At 42.1% G+C, this 20,303-nt stretch carries 25 protein-coding genes; 10 read left to right on the top strand and 15 right to left on the bottom strand.

Annotated features, from left to right (window positions below; translation table 11 throughout):
* Window positions 1-189: 189 nt before the first annotated feature.
* The 12 genes from mgtE to CWB80_RS21570 all read right to left on the bottom strand — a co-directional run bounded on the left by mgtE (window position 190) and on the right by CWB80_RS21570 (window position 9,547).
* Window positions 190-1,548 (bottom strand): magnesium transporter, encoded by a 1,359-nt coding sequence (gene mgtE, locus CWB80_RS21625; protein WP_138601996.1) that lies wholly within the window; start codon window positions 1,546-1,548, stop codon window positions 190-192.
* Window positions 1,549-1,759: 211 nt separating this feature from the next.
* Window positions 1,760-2,032, bottom strand: coding sequence for an HPr family phosphocarrier protein (locus tag CWB80_RS21620; protein WP_054554155.1), 273 nt, complete (start codon window positions 2,030-2,032; stop codon window positions 1,760-1,762).
* A 13-nt stretch (window positions 2,033-2,045) separates the two neighbouring features.
* Window positions 2,046-2,891, bottom strand: a complete 846-nt coding sequence (rapZ, locus tag CWB80_RS21615; protein WP_138601999.1) for an RNase adapter RapZ — start codon at window positions 2,889-2,891, stop codon at window positions 2,046-2,048.
* On the bottom strand, window positions 2,892-3,344 hold the full coding sequence (ptsN, locus tag CWB80_RS21610; protein ID WP_054554157.1) for a PTS IIA-like nitrogen regulatory protein PtsN: 453 nt from the start codon (window positions 3,342-3,344) through the stop codon (window positions 2,892-2,894).
* 3 nt (window positions 3,345-3,347) lie between these two features.
* Window positions 3,348-3,635, bottom strand: a complete 288-nt coding sequence (gene hpf, locus CWB80_RS21605; protein WP_054554158.1) for a ribosome hibernation promoting factor — start codon at window positions 3,633-3,635, stop codon at window positions 3,348-3,350.
* 26 nt (window positions 3,636-3,661) lie between these two features.
* Complete coding sequence (locus CWB80_RS21600; RefSeq protein ID WP_054554159.1) at window positions 3,662-5,158, bottom strand: RNA polymerase factor sigma-54; 1,497 nt, start codon at window positions 5,156-5,158, stop codon at window positions 3,662-3,664.
* A gap of 106 nt (window positions 5,159-5,264) precedes the next feature.
* Window positions 5,265-5,990: an LPS export ABC transporter ATP-binding protein gene (gene lptB, locus CWB80_RS21595; protein WP_054554160.1), complete on the bottom strand. Its 726-nt coding sequence runs from the start codon at window positions 5,988-5,990 to the stop codon at window positions 5,265-5,267.
* The gene (gene lptA / locus CWB80_RS21590) at window positions 5,987-6,508 is read right to left on the bottom strand and encodes a lipopolysaccharide transport periplasmic protein LptA (protein WP_054554161.1); all 522 of its coding nucleotides are present in this window, start codon (window positions 6,506-6,508) and stop codon (window positions 5,987-5,989) included. The genes lptB and lptA overlap by 4 nt, the downstream gene beginning before the upstream one ends.
* Window positions 6,498-7,052 carry an LPS export ABC transporter periplasmic protein LptC gene (gene lptC / locus CWB80_RS21585; RefSeq protein ID WP_054554162.1) on the bottom strand — a complete coding sequence of 185 codons (555 nt, stop codon included), beginning with the start codon at window positions 7,050-7,052 and terminating at the stop codon, window positions 6,498-6,500. The genes lptA and lptC overlap by 11 nt, the downstream gene beginning before the upstream one ends.
* Entirely contained in the window at window positions 7,049-7,600 is a 552-nt protein-coding gene (gene kdsC / locus CWB80_RS21580) for a 3-deoxy-manno-octulosonate-8-phosphatase KdsC (RefSeq protein WP_138602001.1), read from the bottom strand. The genes lptC and kdsC overlap by 4 nt, the downstream gene beginning before the upstream one ends.
* Before the next feature lie 3 nt (window positions 7,601-7,603).
* Window positions 7,604-8,575 (bottom strand): KpsF/GutQ family sugar-phosphate isomerase, encoded by a 972-nt coding sequence (locus CWB80_RS21575; RefSeq protein WP_054554164.1) that lies wholly within the window; start codon window positions 8,573-8,575, stop codon window positions 7,604-7,606.
* Between the two features lie 3 nt (window positions 8,576-8,578).
* On the bottom strand, window positions 8,579-9,547 hold the full coding sequence (locus CWB80_RS21570) for a calcium/sodium antiporter (RefSeq protein ID WP_138602003.1): 969 nt from the start codon (window positions 9,545-9,547) through the stop codon (window positions 8,579-8,581).
* A gap of 248 nt (window positions 9,548-9,795) precedes the next feature.
* On the opposite strand from CWB80_RS21570, the gene CWB80_RS21565 reads away from it, so the two are divergent.
* Genes CWB80_RS21565 through murA form a run of 7 tightly spaced genes read left to right on the top strand, consistent with a single transcriptional unit; the run spans window position 9,796 to window position 14,452 of the window.
* Window positions 9,796-10,614 (top strand): ATP-binding cassette domain-containing protein, encoded by an 819-nt coding sequence (locus tag CWB80_RS21565; protein WP_082389312.1) that lies wholly within the window; start codon window positions 9,796-9,798, stop codon window positions 10,612-10,614.
* The gene (mlaE, locus tag CWB80_RS21560) at window positions 10,607-11,386 is read left to right on the top strand and encodes a lipid asymmetry maintenance ABC transporter permease subunit MlaE (RefSeq protein ID WP_054554167.1); all 780 of its coding nucleotides are present in this window, start codon (window positions 10,607-10,609) and stop codon (window positions 11,384-11,386) included. The genes CWB80_RS21565 and mlaE overlap by 8 nt, the downstream gene beginning before the upstream one ends.
* A gap of 13 nt (window positions 11,387-11,399) precedes the next feature.
* Window positions 11,400-11,948, top strand: coding sequence for an outer membrane lipid asymmetry maintenance protein MlaD (gene mlaD, locus CWB80_RS21555; protein WP_054554168.1), 549 nt, complete (start codon window positions 11,400-11,402; stop codon window positions 11,946-11,948).
* Window positions 11,949-11,980: 32 nt separating this feature from the next.
* Entirely contained in the window at window positions 11,981-12,628 is a 648-nt protein-coding gene (locus tag CWB80_RS21550; protein ID WP_371352324.1) for an MlaC/ttg2D family ABC transporter substrate-binding protein, read from the top strand.
* Window positions 12,621-12,914 carry an STAS domain-containing protein gene (locus tag CWB80_RS21545; protein ID WP_054554170.1) on the top strand — a complete coding sequence of 98 codons (294 nt, stop codon included), beginning with the start codon at window positions 12,621-12,623 and terminating at the stop codon, window positions 12,912-12,914. Before CWB80_RS21550 ends, CWB80_RS21545 begins: the two co-directional genes overlap by 8 nt.
* Window positions 12,915-12,919: 5 nt before the next feature.
* Window positions 12,920-13,177 carry a BolA family protein gene (locus CWB80_RS21540; protein WP_054554171.1) on the top strand — a complete coding sequence of 86 codons (258 nt, stop codon included), beginning with the start codon at window positions 12,920-12,922 and terminating at the stop codon, window positions 13,175-13,177.
* A 15-nt stretch (window positions 13,178-13,192) separates the two neighbouring features.
* The gene (gene murA, locus CWB80_RS21535) at window positions 13,193-14,452 is read left to right on the top strand and encodes a UDP-N-acetylglucosamine 1-carboxyvinyltransferase (protein ID WP_138602006.1); all 1,260 of its coding nucleotides are present in this window, start codon (window positions 13,193-13,195) and stop codon (window positions 14,450-14,452) included.
* 67 nt (window positions 14,453-14,519) lie between these two features.
* Here the strand turns inward: murA and CWB80_RS21530 are convergent, their stop codons facing one another.
* The 3 genes from CWB80_RS21530 to CWB80_RS21520 all read right to left on the bottom strand — a co-directional run bounded on the left by CWB80_RS21530 (window position 14,520) and on the right by CWB80_RS21520 (window position 17,620).
* Window positions 14,520-15,602: a trypsin-like peptidase domain-containing protein gene (locus CWB80_RS21530; protein ID WP_138602008.1), complete on the bottom strand. Its 1,083-nt coding sequence runs from the start codon at window positions 15,600-15,602 to the stop codon at window positions 14,520-14,522.
* A gap of 98 nt (window positions 15,603-15,700) precedes the next feature.
* Window positions 15,701-17,053 (bottom strand): Do family serine endopeptidase, encoded by a 1,353-nt coding sequence (locus CWB80_RS21525; protein WP_138602010.1) that lies wholly within the window; start codon window positions 17,051-17,053, stop codon window positions 15,701-15,703.
* A gap of 123 nt (window positions 17,054-17,176) precedes the next feature.
* Window positions 17,177-17,620 (bottom strand): Z-ring associated ZapG family protein, encoded by a 444-nt coding sequence (locus CWB80_RS21520; protein ID WP_055020791.1) that lies wholly within the window; start codon window positions 17,618-17,620, stop codon window positions 17,177-17,179.
* A gap of 178 nt (window positions 17,621-17,798) precedes the next feature.
* On the opposite strand from CWB80_RS21520, the gene zapE reads away from it, so the two are divergent.
* The 3 genes from zapE (at window position 17,799) to rpsI (ending at window position 20,061) form a co-directional block, all read left to right on the top strand.
* On the top strand, window positions 17,799-18,887 hold the full coding sequence (gene zapE, locus CWB80_RS21515; protein WP_054554176.1) for a cell division protein ZapE: 1,089 nt from the start codon (window positions 17,799-17,801) through the stop codon (window positions 18,885-18,887).
* A 344-nt stretch (window positions 18,888-19,231) separates the two neighbouring features.
* On the top strand, window positions 19,232-19,660 hold the full coding sequence (gene rplM, locus CWB80_RS21510) for a 50S ribosomal protein L13 (RefSeq protein ID WP_054554177.1): 429 nt from the start codon (window positions 19,232-19,234) through the stop codon (window positions 19,658-19,660).
* Window positions 19,661-19,668: 8 nt separating this feature from the next.
* Complete coding sequence (rpsI, locus tag CWB80_RS21505; protein WP_095209788.1) at window positions 19,669-20,061, top strand: 30S ribosomal protein S9; 393 nt, start codon at window positions 19,669-19,671, stop codon at window positions 20,059-20,061.
* Window positions 20,062-20,303: the final 242 nt, after the last annotated feature.

The raw sequence follows: 20,303 nt of genomic DNA, 5'->3' as shown, positions 1-20,303 counted from the left end.
ACTCATAGTCTGTTTATATTACCCGATAGGCTACCAGACAGGCATTATCCAAGGGTGGTAAGAAGGAAACCTAATAAATATCCCTATAAAAGAAAATGCCAGTCAGCTCTTAACTGACTGGCATTAGCCCATAAAGGGCCGTTTTTATTTATACCAATTCGCTTAATTAAGTATTATTGTGAATTGGTATCAGATCAATAGCCAGGTTGCGGTGCCTAAAAAGGCAAAGATACCGACAATATCCGTTACTGTTGTCAGTACCACACTGCCGGCGAGGGCAGGGTCAATTTTCATTTTCTTAAGAATTAATGGAATGCTTGCACCTGCAATACCTGCGGCAACAAGGTTCATAAACATTGCAAAGGCCAGCACTGCGCCGAGCTTAAAGTCCCACTGCCATAGGGCAACCACACCAGCAATTAATATCGACCAAATAATGCCATTCAGTGCGCCAATTGCTAACTCCTTAAGTAATAAGAAGCGTTGGTTGGTTTGGTTGATATGACCAACCGCTATACCACGAATAACCAGAGTTAGGGTTTGGCTACCCGCAACACCCCCCATTGAAGGAACGATACCATTGAGTACCGCTAAAATAGGTAAGATTGCTAAGGTGTTTTCGAAAAAGCTTGCCACAATTGCTGCTAGCAATGCGGTTAATAAGTTAACCCCAAGCCAAATAGAGCGACGCTGCGAGCTTTTGAGTACTGGCGCAAAGGTATCTTCTTCGTCGTCAAGACCAGCAAGGCTTAGCATGCTGTGTTCAGCATCTTCACGGATTACGTCAACGATATCATCGATGGTAATACGACCAAGCAAGTGAGCGTTATCATCTACAACAGGGGCTGAAATCCAGTTGTGACGCTCGAACAGTTGCGCTACATCACTTTCATCCATAGAGATTAGGATTGACTCACAGTCTTCATCCATTAAATCACGAACAACTTTATCAGAAGGACTTGTCAGTAGCGTGGTTAACGAAAGCGCCCCTAAAAAGCAGTTATGTTTATCAACTACATATAAATCATCGGTACCCTCTGGTAACTCACCTCGTAAGCGTAAATAGCGTAAAACTACATCTAGGGTAACATCTGGACGAATGGTTACCGTATCGCTGTTCATCAGGGCACCGGCTGAGCGCTCTTGATAAGAAAGCGCTTGAGTTGCCCTTTCTCTATCTTGCGAGTCCATCGCGCTAACAACGTCTTGATATACGGTATCAGGAAGACTACGTAAAACCTCACCTAAGTCATCGTCGTCCATATCTTCTGTAGCAGCAGCAATGTGCTCAGGCTCCATCTGGGCAATAATGCCAAGACGTACATCTTCAGAGAGTTCCTCTAGAACATCACCACGGACATCTGGGTCAACCAGCTGCCAAAGCATACGACGAATTTTATGGGGAGAAGACTCAAGTAAAAGGGCTGTATCACAAGGTGCCGTTTTGGCTAACATGCCGCGCACTTGAACAAATTGACCACTATTGAGTGACTTGGTCACTTGTTTGAGTTGTTGTAGTGGGTAATCTTGTTCAAAGGCTTCTGGCATTGGCGTCCTTACAACTGAAAAAAGTTTAAATAGGCTATGCAAATACAGCATAGTTGCTTTGTAGTGTATTTGCAGAGATATCGTCGCACTGCGATAAATTTATTAAGAGTTTTGTAATTTAGAAAAGCGAGCGATATAAAAGTAGGATATTTAAAGGGAATTTTAAATATCCGAAGTAAGTTTACCGTAAACCTTGAAGTCTTAGCAAATGCTATTCTTGCTCGTGAAAGCGTTGCGCAATTAATTCGCCGATTGCCGTTAATGCAGCGTCAGCGTCAGGACCTTCGCATACAACACGAACCTCTTTTCCTTGACTACTTTCAAGGAGCATTAACGCTAACACGCTGTCGCCTTCAGCTTCTTTCTCATCTTGAAAAAGTGTAATTTTGGCATCAAATTGCAGTGCTAGTTGCGCTAAAACAGTCGCAGCGCGAGCATGTAAGCCAAGTTTGTTTTGAATTAAAAAGGTATCTTCAGCGTGCATTGTTGGTGCCTAGTTAGATATCTTGTTCGCGGTGGCGAATTTTTACATTAGCATGAGTTTTAGAAAAGCTTTCACCAATTGTTTGCGCTAAGTAAACAGAACGGTGTTGGCCTCCTGTACAACCAATTGCAATGGTTAGGTAACTGCGGTTGTTGCGCTCTAGATGTGGCAACCAAGTCTGTACAAAGGTTTGAATCTGCCAAGTGAATTTTTGCACTATGCTGTGGCTAGCTAAATAATCCCTGACAGGCTGATCGAGGCCGGTTAGTGGCTTTAAATCAGGCTCCCAGTGTGGGTTCGGTAAAAAGCGTGCATCAAAAACGTAGTCAGCTTCTTTTGGAATGCCATGCTTAAAACCAAACGACATAAACGTAATAATCAGTTTTTTATCTTTCTTACCTAAAATCTTTTCACGAATTGATTCTGCTAACTGATGAACACTCAAATCAGTGGTATCAATCATAAAGTCAGCGCGGGTGATCAGCACATCAAGCAGGATTTTTTCTTGTTTAATGGCAAGATCAAGCGGTAAAGAATCAATCGATAATGGATGCAAACGGCGAGTTTCAGAAAAGCGCTTAATTAGGGTTTGGTCATCACTATCTAGGTAGAATAGTGTTGGGTTTGCAAAACCTGGCAGGTACTCAAGAATATCATTAAACTCTTGCTGCTCTTTCGGTAAGTTACGTACGTCGATACTGACGGCAATTTTGTCATAATTATCAGAAACACTTCGCACGAGCGAAGGCAGTAGGTTGACAGGAATATTATCAACACAGTAGTAGCCTAAGTCTTCAAGAACTCGTAAAGCGACCGATTTCCCCGAGCCTGAGCGACCGCTGATAATTATTAATTCCATTTATGCCTCTGATGCAATTACTTGAAATAGTTGCTGATCGCTTGTAGCACTTCGCAACTGTTTACAAAAATCTTTATCTTTAAGTCTATCAGCAATTGTTGACAAGGTCTTCAAGTGCAACTGGCAATCGCCATCTGGTACGATGAGTGCCACAAAAATATCAACGGGACGATTGTCTATCGCATCAAAATTGATGGGAGATTCACTGACAATAATAAATGCATGAGGTTCATCAGCACCACTCATTCGACCGTGGGGAATAGCTATTCCTCGGCCGATACCTGTACTACCTAACTTTTCCCTGTTCAGAAAAGCATCTAGGATATCTTGTTGAGATAAATGAGGAAACTGCTGGTGAGCTAACTCGCTAATATACTCAAGAATTCTTTTTTTGCTATTAAAAAGGACCGCAGCTTTGCTGCAGTCCTGATTAGTAAGTGAACTAAGTTTCATAATTTAATGTCGAGCTAATTTCTCTTTATGCTTAATGACTTGGCGATCAAGTTTATCGATCAATGAGTCAATTGCTGCGTACATATCTTGATGTTCTGTAGAAGCGAACAACTCGCCTCCGTTTACATGTAAAGTTGCTTCTGCTTTTTGGCTTAATTTTTCTACATCTAAAATGACATGAACATTATTAATATGATCAAAATGCCTTTCTAGTTTTGCGAACTTAGTGTTTACATAGTCTCTTAATGAATCAGTGACTTCTACGTGACGACCAGTTAAATTTAGTTGCATAAGCATTTTCCTTCTATGTAAAACGTCTAAATCAGACTTTTACGCTGATTAGACGGAGGTATTGCTAGAGACTCACGATATTTTGCAATTGTACGTCTAGCTACTTTAATTCCTTGCTCAGCCAATATATCTGCAATTTTGCTATCACTCAATGGTTTAACCGAGTTTTCTGCAGCAACTAACTTCTTGATTAAAGCGCGAATTGCTGTAGAAGAACACTCACCACCATTTTCGGTGCTGACATGGCTTGAGAAGAAATATTTCAACTCAAAAATTCCCCTTGGGGTATGCATATATTTTTGTGTTGTAACCCGAGAAATCGTCGATTCATGCATTTCGACCATTTCAGCGACATCGTTTAGCACCATTGGCTTCATTGCTTCTGGGCCATGTTCAAAGAAAGCTTGCTGTTGTTGCACGATACAGTTGGTCACTTTTAGTAAAGTATCGTTACGGCTCTCTAAGCTCTTAATAAACCACTTTGCTTCTTGTAAGTGAGAACGAATAAATTGGCTGTCGCTACTTGATTTAACAGAGCGAGACATCGCTGCATATTGGCTATTCACTCTAATTTTTGGCATACAATCTGGGTTTAACTCGACTACCCAGCGGCCTTTCACTTTTTTCACTGATACATCGGGTATGACGTACTCAGATTCTTCGCGTACTATGCTATCCGCAGGCTTAGGATTTAAGCTGTGAATGAGCGTCATCACTTCTTTAAGCTCGTTTTCTTTAAGCTTAGTCTTTTTCATTAAAGTGCGATAGTCGCGACTTGCTAATAATTCGATATGCTCAGATAAAACCATTTTAGTTTCAGCTAAATATGGCGTATTGGCATCGAATTGACGAAGTTGTATACACAGGCACTCTTGTAAACTTCGCGCGCCGATACCAACTGGATCGAATAACTGTATTCTTTTTAAGACAGCTTCAACTTCATCGAGTTCGATTTCTTCTTCATCATTATTTTGATTAAAGCTTTCGACAATATCTTCGCAGCTAACCGTTAAAATACCTGAGTCATCGATAGCTTCAACGATGGCAACGGCAATCGCTTCATCGGTAGGACTAAATGGTGTGAGCTGTAGTTGCCACATTAAATATTCTTGCAGTGTTTCTGTTGAAGCACCTTGGTAAATAGACTCGTCTTCAGGCATTGGCCCAGACGATGTTGATGGGGCGGCACTCATGTACTCATCCCACGTAACATCCATAGCTAAGTCATCGCTAACCGTATCCTTACTCAGAGCATCACTGCTTTCTTGCTCGAATTCGCTAGGTGCTTCGTCGGCAGACGCGCTGACTTGTACATCGTCAGACTCCGCTTTTTGCTCATTCTTACCGATGCTTTCTTCGTTGTAATCCGCTTCTTCCACTTCAAGCAGAGGATTACTATCAAGCGCTTCTTGAATTTCTTGCTGGAGATCCAATGTACTGAGCTGCAACAAGCGAATGGCTTGTTGCAGTTGTGGAGTCATTGTAAGTTGCTGGCCCATGCGCAGCTGTAATGATTGCCTCATGTATCCCTAACAATCCTTTTTAAGTTATCGGTAACGGTGAAGACACTGTTATCGATTTATTGTCATTGTATAAGTCTAGCAGATGCTCTAGTCGGTGGCGTAATGGTTACAGCCTGAATTGCTCGCCTAGATAAACATCACGTACAGTTTGGTCAGCTAATACGTGCTCAGGTGTCCCTGATGCAATTAGCTCCCCATGAGAAACAATGTAGGCTTTTTCACAAACATCAAGGGTTTCTCGAACATTATGGTCAGTAATAAGTACACCAATACCACGATTTTTTAGGTGCTCAATAATTTTCTTTATATCTAACACCGAAATAGGATCAACACCAGCAAAAGGCTCATCTAAAAGGATAAATTTAGGATTAGCGGCTAATGCACGTGCAATTTCAACGCGGCGTCGTTCACCACCTGACAGTGCCATACCTTGGCTATCGCGAATATGTTGAATGCTAAATTCATCTAATAAGTTGTTAAGCGTCTCTTCGCGCGTTGTTTTGTTAAGATCTTTGCGGGTCTCTAATATGGCCATCAAGTTTTGGTAAACTGTTAATTTTCGAAAAATAGACGACTCTTGTGGTAGATAACCAATACCTAAGCGCGCACGGCTGTGCATTGGCAAAAGCGTGATATCGTTATCATCGATGCTTATTTTTCCTTTGTCGCTTGGTACGAGGCCTACAATCATATAGAAGGTCGTTGTTTTACCTGCACCATTTGGCCCTAACAAGCCAACAATACTGCCCGCTTCAACTTCAAGACCGACATTTTTAACCACTTGGCGGCCTTTGTAGCTTTTAGCTAAAAGCTCTGCTTTTAATGTGCTCATGGTTGGCCTTTATCGTCTTTTTTATTTTCTACAGGCACTAAAATAGTGTGTACACGATCTGTTGAGTTTTCGTCTTTTTCTGCGCTGATCAGCTGTTGAGCCATATCATAGGTAATGCTTTTTGCCGTTACTTTTTGACCCGCTTGAGTGACTTCAGCTTCGCCATTGAGTGTTAAGAAGCGTTTCGCAACATCATAACGAACTTCTTCGGCGCTGGCGCTCATCACGGTACCATCAGCTTGCTTTTCTTCGAAGTAAGCTGGTTTGCCTGTAGCGATAATTAATTCGACTGTACCTTCGGTGTCACCGCCATGTGCCTCAAGTCGCTCTGCTGTAATGCGACGATCACCATGCACGATCTCTACGTTACCTTCAAATATGCCAACGCCATCTTTTAGTTTACCGACTTGGCGATCTGAGCTAATGCTAATTTGAGCGCCTGTTTGCTCGGCAGCTGCGCCCGAAAAGGCAATCAATAAGCTTGGGATCAGGAGTAATTTCTTCAGTTTATTGGTCATAGTATATGGTTCGTGTATGGTTAGTTAACTCAACAATTTCGGCTTTTAAATCGGCTTTTAAGCCTTTACCGGTAATTTTTAAATTCGGTCCTGTTAGTGTTACAGGTTGCTTTGAAAACATCGTCATTTTATCAATGTCGACATTAATATTTTCTGCTTTTATGTCTTCGATCATACCGTTATGGGTTAAGTTTTTAGCAACTACATCCCCTTCAAAAATCAGCTGATCATTTTCGTATAAAGTAGCTTCTTTGGCTCTTACTTGCCAAACTTGCTGATCGCTATAAATAGTAAAAATAGGTTGTTCAAAAAAGGTAAACCCTAATTGTTGATACAACTCCATTTTTGCAGCTGCCACTTTATGACTAATTTTACCTTGCTCGTCATAAGCTGTTTGCTTTAGAGCAACGGCAGTGTAATCAGGCGTTGCGATGATCTCGTCTTCACTAGTTATTGTATCAGTTGACTGGTTAAAGTACGGGTACCATAACCACACCATGCAACAGACAAAAACAATACTCAGTAAAATACGGGCTATATTCATGCGCTGGTTCCATCGCTAGTTAACGGCTTGCCGTTTTCTAACATCAGTAAATCAGTTAATTCACGCACGGCTCCAAAGCCACCCGGTAATAATGTGGTGTAATGAGCCAGCTTCTTGATGAGCGGGTGTGCATCGTTTACTGCGACAGCAAAGCCAACTTTTTCCATAACTGGTAAGTCTGGACCATCATCACCAATATAGGCAATCTGTTCATCTGTCAGCCCCAGTTTATCCTTTAACTCTTGATAAGCAATCAGCTTATCTTCTTGTCCCTGATAAATGTGCTGAACTGTTAGGCTAGTCATTCGCTGCTGAACTATTTGTGAATGGCGGCCAGTAATCACTGCCACTTCAAAGCCACTATTAATGAGTGCTTTAATACCAAAACCATCTTTAGTATTGAATGCTTTAAGCTCTTCGCCATTATTACCCAAATAAATTCGACCATCAGAAAAAACACCATCAATATCACAGATTAATAGTTTTATTTTTTGAGCACGCTGACTCACATCAGGGCTCAGGGGCTGGTATAGTTCGGCGAATGTCATTGCTTAGAGAACTCCTGCTTTTAATAAGTCTTGCATATTAAGGGCACCAATTGGTGTGTTGCTTTGATCCACCACAATTAAACCATTAATACGTTTATGCTCCATAATATTTAAAGCTTCAGCCGCAAGCATGTCAGGGCGAGCCGTTGTGCATGAACGGGTCATCACTTGGCTAATTGCCGTGTTATGGATATCGATGCGCTGTTCTAAAATACGGCGTAAGTCACCATCAGTGAATAACCCGGCTAACTTTTCATCTGCACCAATCACTGCGGTCATACCAAGGCCCTTGGCTGACATTTCAATCAATGCATCTTTGATGCTTTGGGTTTCGCTAACGATTGGCGTTGCGTCGCCTGCGTGCATCACATCATCTAATGTAAGTAATAAACGTTTACCTAAGCTGCCACCAGGGTGCGAAAGTGCAAAATCGTCGGCAGTAAAACCTCGGGTTTCTAGTAGCGCAACCGCCATTGCATCGCCCATAACCAAGGTTGCAGTGGTGCTTGCCGTTGGGGCAAGGCCTAACGGACACGCTTCTTGGCTAACTTTGATGCACACATGAACATCAGACAGTTTTGCCATTGTTGAGTCTGGGTTGCCTGTTAATGAAATCATTTTTGCGCCAATGCGCTTAATAACAGGGATAATACTGAGTACTTCGCTGGTCTCACCTGAATTTGAAATACACATCACCACATCGTCGCGGGTGATCATGCCTAAATCACCGTGGCTAGCTTCGCCAGGATGAACAAAAAATGCCGGAGTGCCAGTACTTGCAAGGGTTGCAGCAATTTTATTACCTACATGGCCAGACTTGCCCATACCAATCACAATAATACGACCTGTACATTGGAACATTAATTGGCAAGCATTATCGAAATCTTGATTTATATATTGCTCAATTTCTTGTAAAGCTTGTGCTTCAATTTCGAGTACGCGCTTACCCTGCGCGATAAAGCTAGGTTGTGTCATTAATTATCCTACTTGGCTGAAAATATAGCCCTGATATGCAATAAATGCGACTAACAGTAAGCCACCTTCTACTCTATTGATACGACGAGCACCTTTAAAGTTCAATGACATGGCAATCAATACAACGGTTGCTGCAATCATGATAAGTGCATCGCGGTTTGCCGCAGAAGGGTCAATAATTGAAGGGTTGATAATACCCGCAAGAGGTAATACGGCGAGTAAATTGAAAATATTTGAGCCAACGATATTACCAAGTGCTAAGTCGTCTTCGTTTTTTAAAACCCCTGCAATACAAGCCGCTAGCTCTGGTAAGCTGGTACCAATAGCAATTATGGTTAAGCCGATAACAAGGTCAGATAGACCAAAATATTTTGCGATATCAACGGCTGATTCAACTAAAAAGTGTGAACTGACTGGTAATAAAACCATACCGATGATTAACCAGAATATGGCTGATTTGGTACTGACATCGTTCGGAACGTCTTCACACGCTTCGCTGACAAATGGGTCATCTTGGTTTTTAGCACGCAGAGACACAATAACTAAGCCACCAATGAACACCGCAAAGGCAATCATCAATGCAATGCCTTCAGCGAACGAAAAATAGTTATCTGAGAACACATACCAAGCGGCTACTGAGATTAACAGTACCAGCGGCATTTCGCGTTTGAGTGTCATTGAAGATACTGAAAGAGGGCGCAGTAAAGCTGTGACACCAAGTACAAGTAAGATGTTAGTAATGTTAGAGCCGACCGCATTACCTACCGCAGTATCTGTTTTACCGGCAAGTGCCGCTGATGCAGATACCATCATTTCAGGGGCTGATGAGCCCATAGCAACAACGGTTAAACCAATGATTAGGGTGGGGATCCCCATATTTTTTGCCAGTGCAGCCGCCCCATAAACAAACCGATCAGCACTCCAGACGAGTGCAGCAAAGCCAATAATTAAAATGACAAAAGAAGTCACCATTGTGATACGCCAACATTACTTATACAGATGACTGCAAATAGTAACAAAAGCGAGCCTGAAAGTATAAGTAAAAGAATGGGCTGGCAAGCATAAAGCGTGCTTGGTAAGGAAACTAAATTTCAGGTGTCGTTAAGCTCTTTACAGCTAGCTTTAGAATTTATTGATAGAAAATATTACAAAATTTTACGATTTGTTTTTTCCATCTTGACTAAAAAACCCTTAAAATGGCAAAACTAGTGAAAAACGTTATGGAGAGCGACTTGTCGCAATCAATAGTAGAAATCAAGGATGTAACCTTTTCACGGGGCGATAGAATCATATATAAAAATATGAGTTTTAACATTCCGAAAGGCAAGATTACCGCTATCATGGGACCGAGCGGCATTGGTAAAACCACCATGTTACGCTTAATTGGCGGTCAGCTGAAGCCTGACTCTGGTGACATTTTATTTGAAGGCAAAAGCATTCCTAGCATGACTCGCAAGGAACTATACGCCGCCCGTACCAAAATGAGCATGCTGTTTCAAAGCGGCGCTTTATTTACCGATATGTCAGTGTTTGACAATATCGCCTTTCCTTTGCGCGAACATACTCAGCTTAGCGAAGATTTAATCCGCCTTGTTGTTTTAATGAAATTACAAGCTGTTGGCCTGCGTGGTGCACAAGATTTAATGCCGTCTGAGCTTTCGGGTGGTATGGCTCGTCGTGCTGCTTTAGCGCGTTCAATTGCCCTTGATCCAGAACTTATCATGTATGATGAGCCTTTTGCTGGTCAAGATCCTATTTCCATGGGTGTGCTTGTTAAACTTATTAAGTCACTGAATGAGGTGTTAGGTTTATCATCACTGATCGTAACTCATGATGTAACAGAAGTAATGAGTATTGCCGACCACGTGATCATCATTGCTGATCAAGGAGTGATAGGCGAAGGGTCACCTGAGCAAATGCAAAACCATGAATCTGAGCTTGTGCAACAGTTCTTAAATGGTTTATCGGATGGCCCTGTGCCATTCCATTTCCCAGCTCCTGCGTATGATGATGAATTACTAGGAGTGCATAATGCTTGATCTATTCCAGAAGTTAGGTCACAAAACGCTAGGGCGCTTTGCCGCGCTTGGTCGTTCTACTCAAATGCTGTTTGGTGCACTCGTTAATGTGCCAAACTTTAAAAAAGGCACACCTTTACTTGTTCGCCAATTATATATGGTGGGCTCGCAATCTCTTTTGATCATCATGGTGTCAGGCCTATTTATCGGTATGGTGCTCGCTCTGCAAGGTTACACCGTATTAGTAGGCTATGGTGCTGAAGATAGCTTAGGACCCTTAGTGGCATTGAGCTTATTACGTGAGTTAGGCCCTGTAGTAACAGCATTACTGTTTGCTGGTCGCGCGGGTAGTGCGCTTACTGCTGAAATTGGGTTAATGAAAGCGACTGAACAATTATCAAGTTTAGAAATGATGGCGATCGATCCACTTAAACGCATTATTGCACCGCGTTTTTGGGCTGGTTTTATCAGTATGCCATTGCTTGCACTAATATTTTCTGCGGTTGCTATTATTGGCGCTCATTTAGTGGGTGTTGATTGGCTTGGTGTTGACTCAGGAAGCTTCTGGTCAATCATGCAAGCGCAAGTGTCGTTTCAACAAGATATTGTGAACGGCATGATTAAGAGTTTTGTATTCGCCATGATTGTGACTTGGATTGCACTTTACAAAGGCTATGACTGTGTTCCTACATCTGAGGGGATCAGTAAGGCCACAACAGAAACCGTTGTGCACTCGTCATTGGCAGTATTAGGTTTTGACTTTATTTTAACAGCGGTAATGTTTACCAGCTAATTAGGGTATTAAGATGAATTCACGGAAATTAGAAATATTAGTTGGCTTTTTTGTAGCCCTTGGTATCGCTGCATTTGCATTATTAGCATTTAAAGTTGCGAATGCTGGCATTAGTGGGAGTGGTGAAACTTACCAACTTAACGCAAAGTTTGAGAATATTGGTTCTTTAAAAGCAAGAGCGCCTATCAAAGTAGGTGGTGTGGTTGTTGGTCGAGTTGAATCTATTTTTATCCATCCAAAAGAGTTTGTGCCGGTGGTTAATATGGCGATTGATGCTAATTACTTATGTAAGTTTTCAGACACCACATCAATCTCTATTTTAACGTCAGGTATTTTAGGTGAACAGTATTTAGGTATTAACCCTGTTATTGCCCCAGAATCTGCTGAGCAGCGTTGTATGGGCAATGAAGTGACAGTTAATGAACAAGATGCTGGCTTAGATGAGCTGTTTGGTGTTGAAAGTAAGGCTCTTGCCAATGGTGACTACATTACCGACACAAAATCAGCATTAGTTTTAGAAGAATTGATAGGTCAGTTCTTATTCAACCAAGGAAGTGAATAATTATGTTTAAGAAGTTTTTAGTATGTTTGGGCATGCTGTTGACGTTAAATGTCAATGCAGCTGATGCAAATATTGATTTAAAAGATCCTTATAAAATGGTGCGTAAAGTATCTGATCATACGTTTGCGCGTATTTCTAAAGATCAGCCTCTAATTGCGAAAGATAAAGAGCATTTACGCGTTATCGTTGAAGAAGAGCTGATGCCTTACATAGACTACAAATATGCTGCATTGCGCGTATTAGGTAATCATGTATCAAAGGTGCGCGCTATCGAAGATAAAGAAGAAAAAGCGAAAGCAATTAAAGAGTTGCAGCGCTTTATTGATGTATTTCAAAAATATTTAATCGCCACTTACGCTGGCGTGTTTACACAGTACACTAATCAAAGCGTTGAGTTCGCACCTGCGCAGCCTTTCAAAGGCCAAGATGTCGTAGTAGTGAAAACAAAAATTGTTGAGCCGGGTAAGCCAGATATTAAAATCGATTTTAAGGTACGCGAGGATCGTGATGGTGATTGGCGAGCCTATGACATGATTGCGGAAGGTATTAGCTTATTAGATGCTAAACAAAGTGAATTACAAGGTATTTTACGCCAACAAGGTATAGAATATGTGAGTGATTTATTGGAGCAGAAGAGCCAGTTGCCAGTTCAGTTCAGAGGTGAAGGTGGCAATGAGTAAAGTCGAGATTACTCAACTTGAAGAGAACCAGTTTCGAGTCAGTGGCGAACTGACTCGAAATTCAATTGGTCGTGAACGGCTTCTGAACGTTAAGCCAGATACGAAGCATAAAACATGGTATTTTGACCTTTCTGGGCTTTCTAGGGTTGACACGGCGGGCTTAGCTTGGTTAATTCACTCTTTCGCAGAATTAAAGCAGCAAGGCATTCACCTTGAACTGCAAAATAGCCCTGAGCAATTGCAAAACTTAATGCAGTTGGGTCAGGTCACAAACTTATTTGAGTGAGATTTATGGAAACGAGCCAAGTCGAAACGTTATTACGCGACGAATTAAAACTAGATGAAGTGATTGTTAAAGCAAATGGTAGCCACTACGAAGTGATTGCTGTTGGTGAGTGTTTTGATGGTTTATCTCGCGTGAAGAAGCAACAGTTGGTTTATGCTCCGTTAATGTCAACAATCTCAGACGGTACAATCCACGCTGTATCTATCAAAGCGTTCACACCGACTGAATGGAAACGCGAACAAAAATTTATTTTACCTCAATAGTCGCAGGGCCTCCTAATGGATCAATTTGTTATTCAAGGTGGCACCTCTCTGGCAGGTGAAGTCACTATTTCTGGCGCTAAAAATGCCGCTCTTCCAATTCTTTTTGCTGCGCTTTTAGGGCAGGGCAAAAGTACCTTTAGTAATGTTCCTCGTTTACGCGATATCGGCACCACAGAAGCCTTGTTAAAAACGCTGGGTGCAAATGTCGAATGGCAGCAAGACAAACTAATCATTGATGGTGCGACGGTTGATAAAACGCTTGCACCGTACGAGCTGGTAAAGCAAATGCGTGCCTCTGTGCTTGCATTAGGCCCTTTAGTTGCCCGTTTTGGCCAAGCGCAAGTATCACTGCCAGGTGGTTGTGCGATTGGTGCCCGCCCAGTTGATATCCATATTCAAGGCCTCGAGCGCATGGGCGCTATCATCAAGGTTGAAAATGGTTATATCAACGCTAAGGTTGATGGTCGCTTAAAAGGTGCTGAAATCTTTATGGAGATGGTCAGTGTTGGCGCAACAGAAAACTTACTAATGGCAGCAACGCTGGCTGATGGTAAAACTGTACTTGAAAATGCCGCTCGCGAACCTGAAATTACCGATCTTGCTAATTGCTTAATTGCGATGGGTGCGAAGATCAGCGGTGCAGGCACTAGCCGTATCGAAATTGAAGGGGTTGAGTCACTATCGGGTTGTGAGTACAGCATTCTTCCTGATCGCATTGAAACAGGTACCTTCTTGGTTGCGGCGGCAATGGCTGGCGGTGAAGTGCTTTGTAAAAATACAGACCACCATAGTCTTGATCCTGTGATTGAAAAACTACGCGCTACCAATGCCTTGGTTGAAGTCACTGATAACAGCATTTATCTTGATATGCGTGGCCGCGAATTAAAAGCAGTTAATATTAAGACTATGCCACACCCGGGTTTCCCTACCGATATGCAAGCGCAGTTTACAGCTTTAAATGTGGTAGCTAAAGGCAGTGCAACCATCACAGAAACGATTTTTGAAAACCGTTTTATGCACGTACCAGAGTTACAGCGTATGGGCGCAAACATTCGCTTAGAAGGTAATACGGCAATTTGTGGCGATACAGAAAGCCTATCAGGCGCGCAAGTGATGGCAACTGATTTACGTGCTTCAGCGAGCCTTATTTTGACAGGGATCGTTGCTCAAGGTGAGACTATTGTTGACCGCATCTATCACGTAGACCGTGGTTATCAACGCATTGAAGATAAGCTGAGTGCGCTAGGTGCTAATATCAAGCGCCGTTCAAGCTAATCGCTAAGACTTCCAAAAAAGGCCTAACACTTGTTAGGCCTTTTTTGTATCTGTATTACCTAAGTAACTACTGCTCGTCTTCGAGTTCTGCAACAGTCACCATTACTTTTAAGATTTTGCCATTGCGATATACTTCAAACTCAAGTTCTTTTCCTGGCTCTGTATTGGCCAGTTTCTCGAGTACTTGTTGTGGGTTTGCTACTGAAATACCGCCAATTTTAACTACAATATCTGTTTCTCTAATACCTGCTTTCCAGGCTGGGCCAAATGGATCAAGTTGAGAAATACGCATACCTGCAACAGGCGTAAAGTTATCGCTAACATCTTTACCTGTACTATCAATGCCGGTGCCACTAAAGCCTAAATAGCCACGTACGACACGGCCATGCTTTATTAGTTTATCCATCACATCTTTGGCAATCGAGTAAGGCACCGCAAAGAAAATACCCTGAATATCGAGATTTTCATGAGTTTTAAATTGTGCCGAGGTAATACCGACTAAGTCACCTCTTGAATTGACTAACGCGCCACCTGAGTTGCCAACGTTAATCGCAGCATCCATCTGTAATAGGCTGCTGTAAGGGCTATCGATTAAGTTTTGTTTACCCGTCGCACTGATAATACCTTGGGTAATGGTTTGACCTAAGTTAAGCGGGTTACCTATCGCTAAAACAACATCACCTACACGTGGTTTAAATTTATCGTTCACTGGAATTTTTGGTAAATGCTCAGCGCTGATCTTTAACAGTGCTAAATCTGTTTGAGTATCAAAACCAATCACTTGTACATCATAAAAACGACGGCCATCAGCGAGCGTAACAATAATGAGGTCGGCATTTTTGATTACATGGTAGTTAGTCAAGATATAGCCGTCTTGGGTCATGATCACACCAGAGCCAAGAGCTTGAACGGTGTTTTGACGTTTATAGCGAGGTTGATTGGAAATGCTTTCTGAAAAAATAGTAACAACCGACGGCGCTGCTTTTTGTACTGCATCAGCAAAGCTCATATGTTCAGAGGATATCGCTGCAGGTAAATTCATATCTGGTAACAGTGTGCTACGAAGGCTTGGGCTAAATAAAACCACTAAAAAGGCAATGCCTAAACCAGTGAAAAGCGGTGGAAGGATAAATTTTAAAAGTTTCAGCACAGTATTCTTATTATCAGTGAGCAATCCCTTAATGATGGCACAAAAAAAATATCAGCGGCAAGCACCGCTGTTATTTTTTCATGATTTATCAACTAGGTTTACTGAATAAGTACGAAAATAAGCTCTCTACCTCGTTTAACACCTAGTACGATGTTACCTTTGGTATTTTCGATGATCTTATTCATGTCGCGGATTGTTTCAACGCGTTGACGGTTCACTTGCATGATCACATCACCTTCTTCAAGGCCGACACGAGCAGCTGGAGAACGCGCTTGTACGCCGGTTACTTCAACACCCTTACCATCACTCTTCTGGGTATTTTCTAATGTCGCTCCTTGGAAAGCTGGGTGCGTTTCTTCGCCAGCAGCAGTCGTTGCTGATGCACCATCTAATGTGACATTAACGGTTTTGATTTTGCCATCTCGGTAAATGCCCAGTTTTACTTTTTTGCCTTCGCCAAGGGTAGCAATTTTACTGCGTAATTCATGGAAACCACTAATTTCAGTACCATCAACGCTAATGATTACATCACCCGCTTTGATACCCGCTTTACTTGCTGCTGTATCATCCATTACTTGCATAACGTAAGCGCCTTGTTTTACGTCTAGCTGTTGTGCTTTAGCGAGGCCTGCATCAAGTGGTCGACCTGAAATACCCAGCGAGCCACGACGCACTTCACCGTGTTCGATGATCTGGTCAACAAGGTTTTTCATCATGGTAGATGGAATGGCAAAACCAATCCCCACATTACCACCTGATGCACCTAAGATAGCGGTGTTGATACCAATCAGTTCACCATTAAGGTTCACTAAAGCGCCGCCTGAGTTGCCTTGATTGATAGCTGCATCGGTTTGAATAAAGTCTTCATAGCCCTCTATATTTAAACCGCTACGGCCAAGGGCACTGACGATACCTGATGTTACAGTGTGACTTAGACCAAATGGATTACCAATGGCAACTGCGAAGTCTCCTACACGTAATTGATCTGAATCGGCAATTTTAAGCGCTGTTAAGTCTTCAGCATCAATTTGCAGCAAGGCAATATCTGACTCTTTATCACTACCAATTTTGGTCGCGTCATATTCGCGGCCATCTTCTAAGGTCACCACCATTTTTTCGGCATCTTCGATAACATGGTTATTAGTAACCACGTACCCTTCGTCTGCATCAATGATCACACCTGAGCCTAGGCCACTAAATTCACGCTTTTGACTGCCACCACGAGGAACACCAAAAAAGTCATCAAAAGGAGTCGCACGGCGGCGAACTTCTTTAGAGCCTGACACTTGAATACTCACCACACCCGGTGTGATCTGTTCAAGCATAGGCGCGAGGGTTGGCAATTGTTGACCATTTACAGCAACAGGAAGTTTTGCCATTGAAATTGCAGGGCTTAATAATAAGCTAGAAGATAAAATAGCAGCACTGATAACAGATAATTTCATTTTCATAGTCTGGGTTTACTCCACTTCAGAGATAAAGCAAAAACTAAAAAGGGCTGCTTAAGCAGCCCTTTTCTTGGTTTAGATATAAAGCTGTTATATCTAATGACTATGGGGTCAAAAAAAAGTTCATCAAGAGGCTTTAGAATGTTCTGAAACTTTCTCTGAGCCAGTGAACAAGCCCGTTTCACCAACAACATAGTCAGCAGGCTGAGCTTCAGCACTTGAACGATCGCCTCTGCGGTCTTGTAATGAGTTTTGTAATTGCTCAGTTGTTTCTTTAGAAAAGAACGGCTCATTTGGGTGCTGTTTTTTATCAGCAAGTAGTAGTTTATTTGTCTCTTCTACATGGTTAAGTAGCTGGTCGTAGTTATCTTTCATTTTAGATACTAGCTTACCTGTGCTCGCTAGATGATCAGCTACATCCTGACGATATTGTTCAAGCGCATTGTTAGCTTGCTCGACTTGTTGTTCTAGTTCGTCTTGCTTAAATTGTTTTTTGGTTACAAAAGCACCAATGAAGAATGCTGAAATTGCAACGATGATTAGAATACCTATCCAGGTAATTGTGCCCATAAATCTACCCCTTTGGGAAAAAATAACAAAAACAAATGCTTTAAAAGCATTTATAGTCCAATCATTATTAAAATATGCTTAATTTGATTGTGAAATCATACTGCGGGCTAATATACCCTGAGATACGATGCGTGTTAATATACTGTGCAAATTTAACTGTGTTTTATTGTAACGACCTATGACTCCTTGGCAGAAATACCAACAAGATTTACAACGTGAAGACTTTGTACATGATGCAGCGCAAGAAAATGCAGTGCGCCATTTGCAAAGACTCTATGATGACCTAACGGCAGACAAACCGGCCGCGAAGGGGTGGTTTGCCAAACTATTCTCTAAAGATAGCACGCCAAGTATAAAAGGGCTGTATTTTTGGGGCGGAGTAGGTAGAGGTAAGACCTATTTAGTTGATACGTTCTACGAAGCTTTACCTACTGATCGTAAGATGCGTGTGCACTTTCACCGTTTTATGCATCGCGTGCATGATGAGCTGAAAAAGTTAAAAAATACCAGTAATCCATTAAATGTGGTTGCAGATATCTTTAAATCAGAAACAGATATTATCTGTTTTGATGAATTTTTTGTGCAAGATATCACTGATGCAATGCTGCTAGGTGGTTTGATGGAAGCCTTATTTGAGCGCGGCATTGTGCTGGTAGCTACGTCAAACATCGTGCCTGATGAGCTGTATCGAAACGGTTTGCAACGTGCACGTTTCTTACCAGCAATTGAGTTGGTAAAAGCCAACACCGAAATTGTTAATGTAGACTCGGGGGTTGATTATCGCTTACGTACCCTTGAGCAAGCCGAAATTTTCCATAGTCCGCTTGATAAGCAAGCTGATGATAATTTATTTGAATACTTCGATAAGTTGTCACCTGAGCCGGGTGTGCTCGATAAAGAAATTGAAATTGAAGGGCGGATGATCAAAACCCGTAAAGTGTCTGACTGTATTGCTATGTTTGAGTTTAGTGAACTATGCGAAACAGCCCGCAGCCAAGTTGATTACATGGAAATAAGCCGACTTTATAACACGGTGATTTTGTCGAACGTAAAAGCTCTTGGGCAAGCCAATGATGATGCCGCACGTCGTTTTATCGCGTTAGTGGATGAATTCTACGAGCGTCATGTAACGCTGATTATCTCTGCTGAAAAGCCAATAACCGAGCTATATAGCGAAGGTAACTTAAATTTTGAATTTAAGCGCTGTATTAGCCGACTACAAGAAATGCAATCGTTAGAGTACTTAGCAAAAGAGCATCTAGCTTAGTGAGCTGTCAGCTTTCAGCCGTCAGTTATTAGCCGAACGGTGTTGAATGTAAGGCGCGCCAAGCAAGCGTGACGCCTACGATTGATGTAGGCGTGAAATTTATTTCGCGCGCACTTAGCTGATAGCCGATTTTCTCGAATAAAAAACAACCATCATATAGCAATGTGGTTCAAGTGCTGGTACACTCCCGCGTCTGCCACGTTGCGTTCTATTGCCAGATATTAGTTTAGCCTCTAATTGATGGCTCAAAGTCTTAAACTCGAAGGGGTTAAAGCATTCAACTTAGAGCGGTAATTAATAATAATTACCTGTGGTTTTAATTAAAAAACATTGGATTTTAATAAATGAAAACGTTTGTTGCTAAGCCAGAAACAGTAAAACGTGACTGGTACGTAGTTGACGCTGAAGGTAAAACTTTAGGTCGCATCGCTACTGAAATCGCTCGTCGCCTACGCGGTAAGCATAAAGCTGAATACACTCCTCACGTAGATACTGGTGATTACATCATCGTTATCAACGCTGAGAAAGTTACTGTTACTGGTAATAAAGCAAAAGACAAAATGTACCACGCACACACTGGTTTCCCAGGTGGTCTTAAGTCTACTACTTTCGACAAGCTTCAAGCTGCAAAGCCTGAAATGATCATCGAAAAAGCTGTTAAAGGCATGTTGCCACGTGGTCCTTTAGGCCGCGCAATGTACCGTAAACTTAAAGTTTACTCAGGTACTGAGCACAACCATGCTGCACAACAGCCTCAGGTTCTAGACATTTAAGGAGCACTATCATGGCAAATCAATACTACGGTACAGGTCGTCGTAAAAGTTCAAGTGCTCGCGTATTCTTACGCCCAGGCACTGGTAACATCGTAATCAACAAGCGCTCTCTAGAAGAGTACTTCGGTCGTGAGACTGCTCGCATGGTTGTTCGTCAAGCATTAGAGCACGTAGAAATGACTGAAAAGTTTGACCTACACATCACTGTTTCAGGTGGTGGTACAACTGGTCAAGCTGGTGCTATCCGTCACGGTATCACTCGTGCACTTATGGAGTTTGACGAGTCTCTACGTCCTACACTTCGTAAAGCAGGTTTCGTTACACGTGATGCACGTAAAGTTGAGCGTAAGAAAGTGGGTCTTAAGAAAGCACGTAAGCGTCCACAATTCTCAAAACGTTAATATTTACGTTTATCAGAATACCAAAAACCCAGCTCCGGCTGGGTTTTTTGTTTTTGGAGCTGCCAGCTTTCAGTAGTCAGTTTTTAGCAGATCGAGAGGGGGTTCCATCATTTATGCTTTTAAACAACAATAGCTTTACATTCATTTCTCGGGTTTTAAGCTTTTGATAGCTGATAGCTGATAGCTGATAGCTGATAGCTGATAGCTGATAGCTGATAGCTGATAGGTGATAGATCATTGAT

This window comes from Pseudoalteromonas sp. S1650 (assembly GCF_005887195.1).
Classification (GTDB): Bacteria; Pseudomonadota; Gammaproteobacteria; order Enterobacterales; family Alteromonadaceae; genus Pseudoalteromonas; species Pseudoalteromonas simplex.
This window is presented reverse-complemented; position numbering and strand designations above follow the sequence as displayed.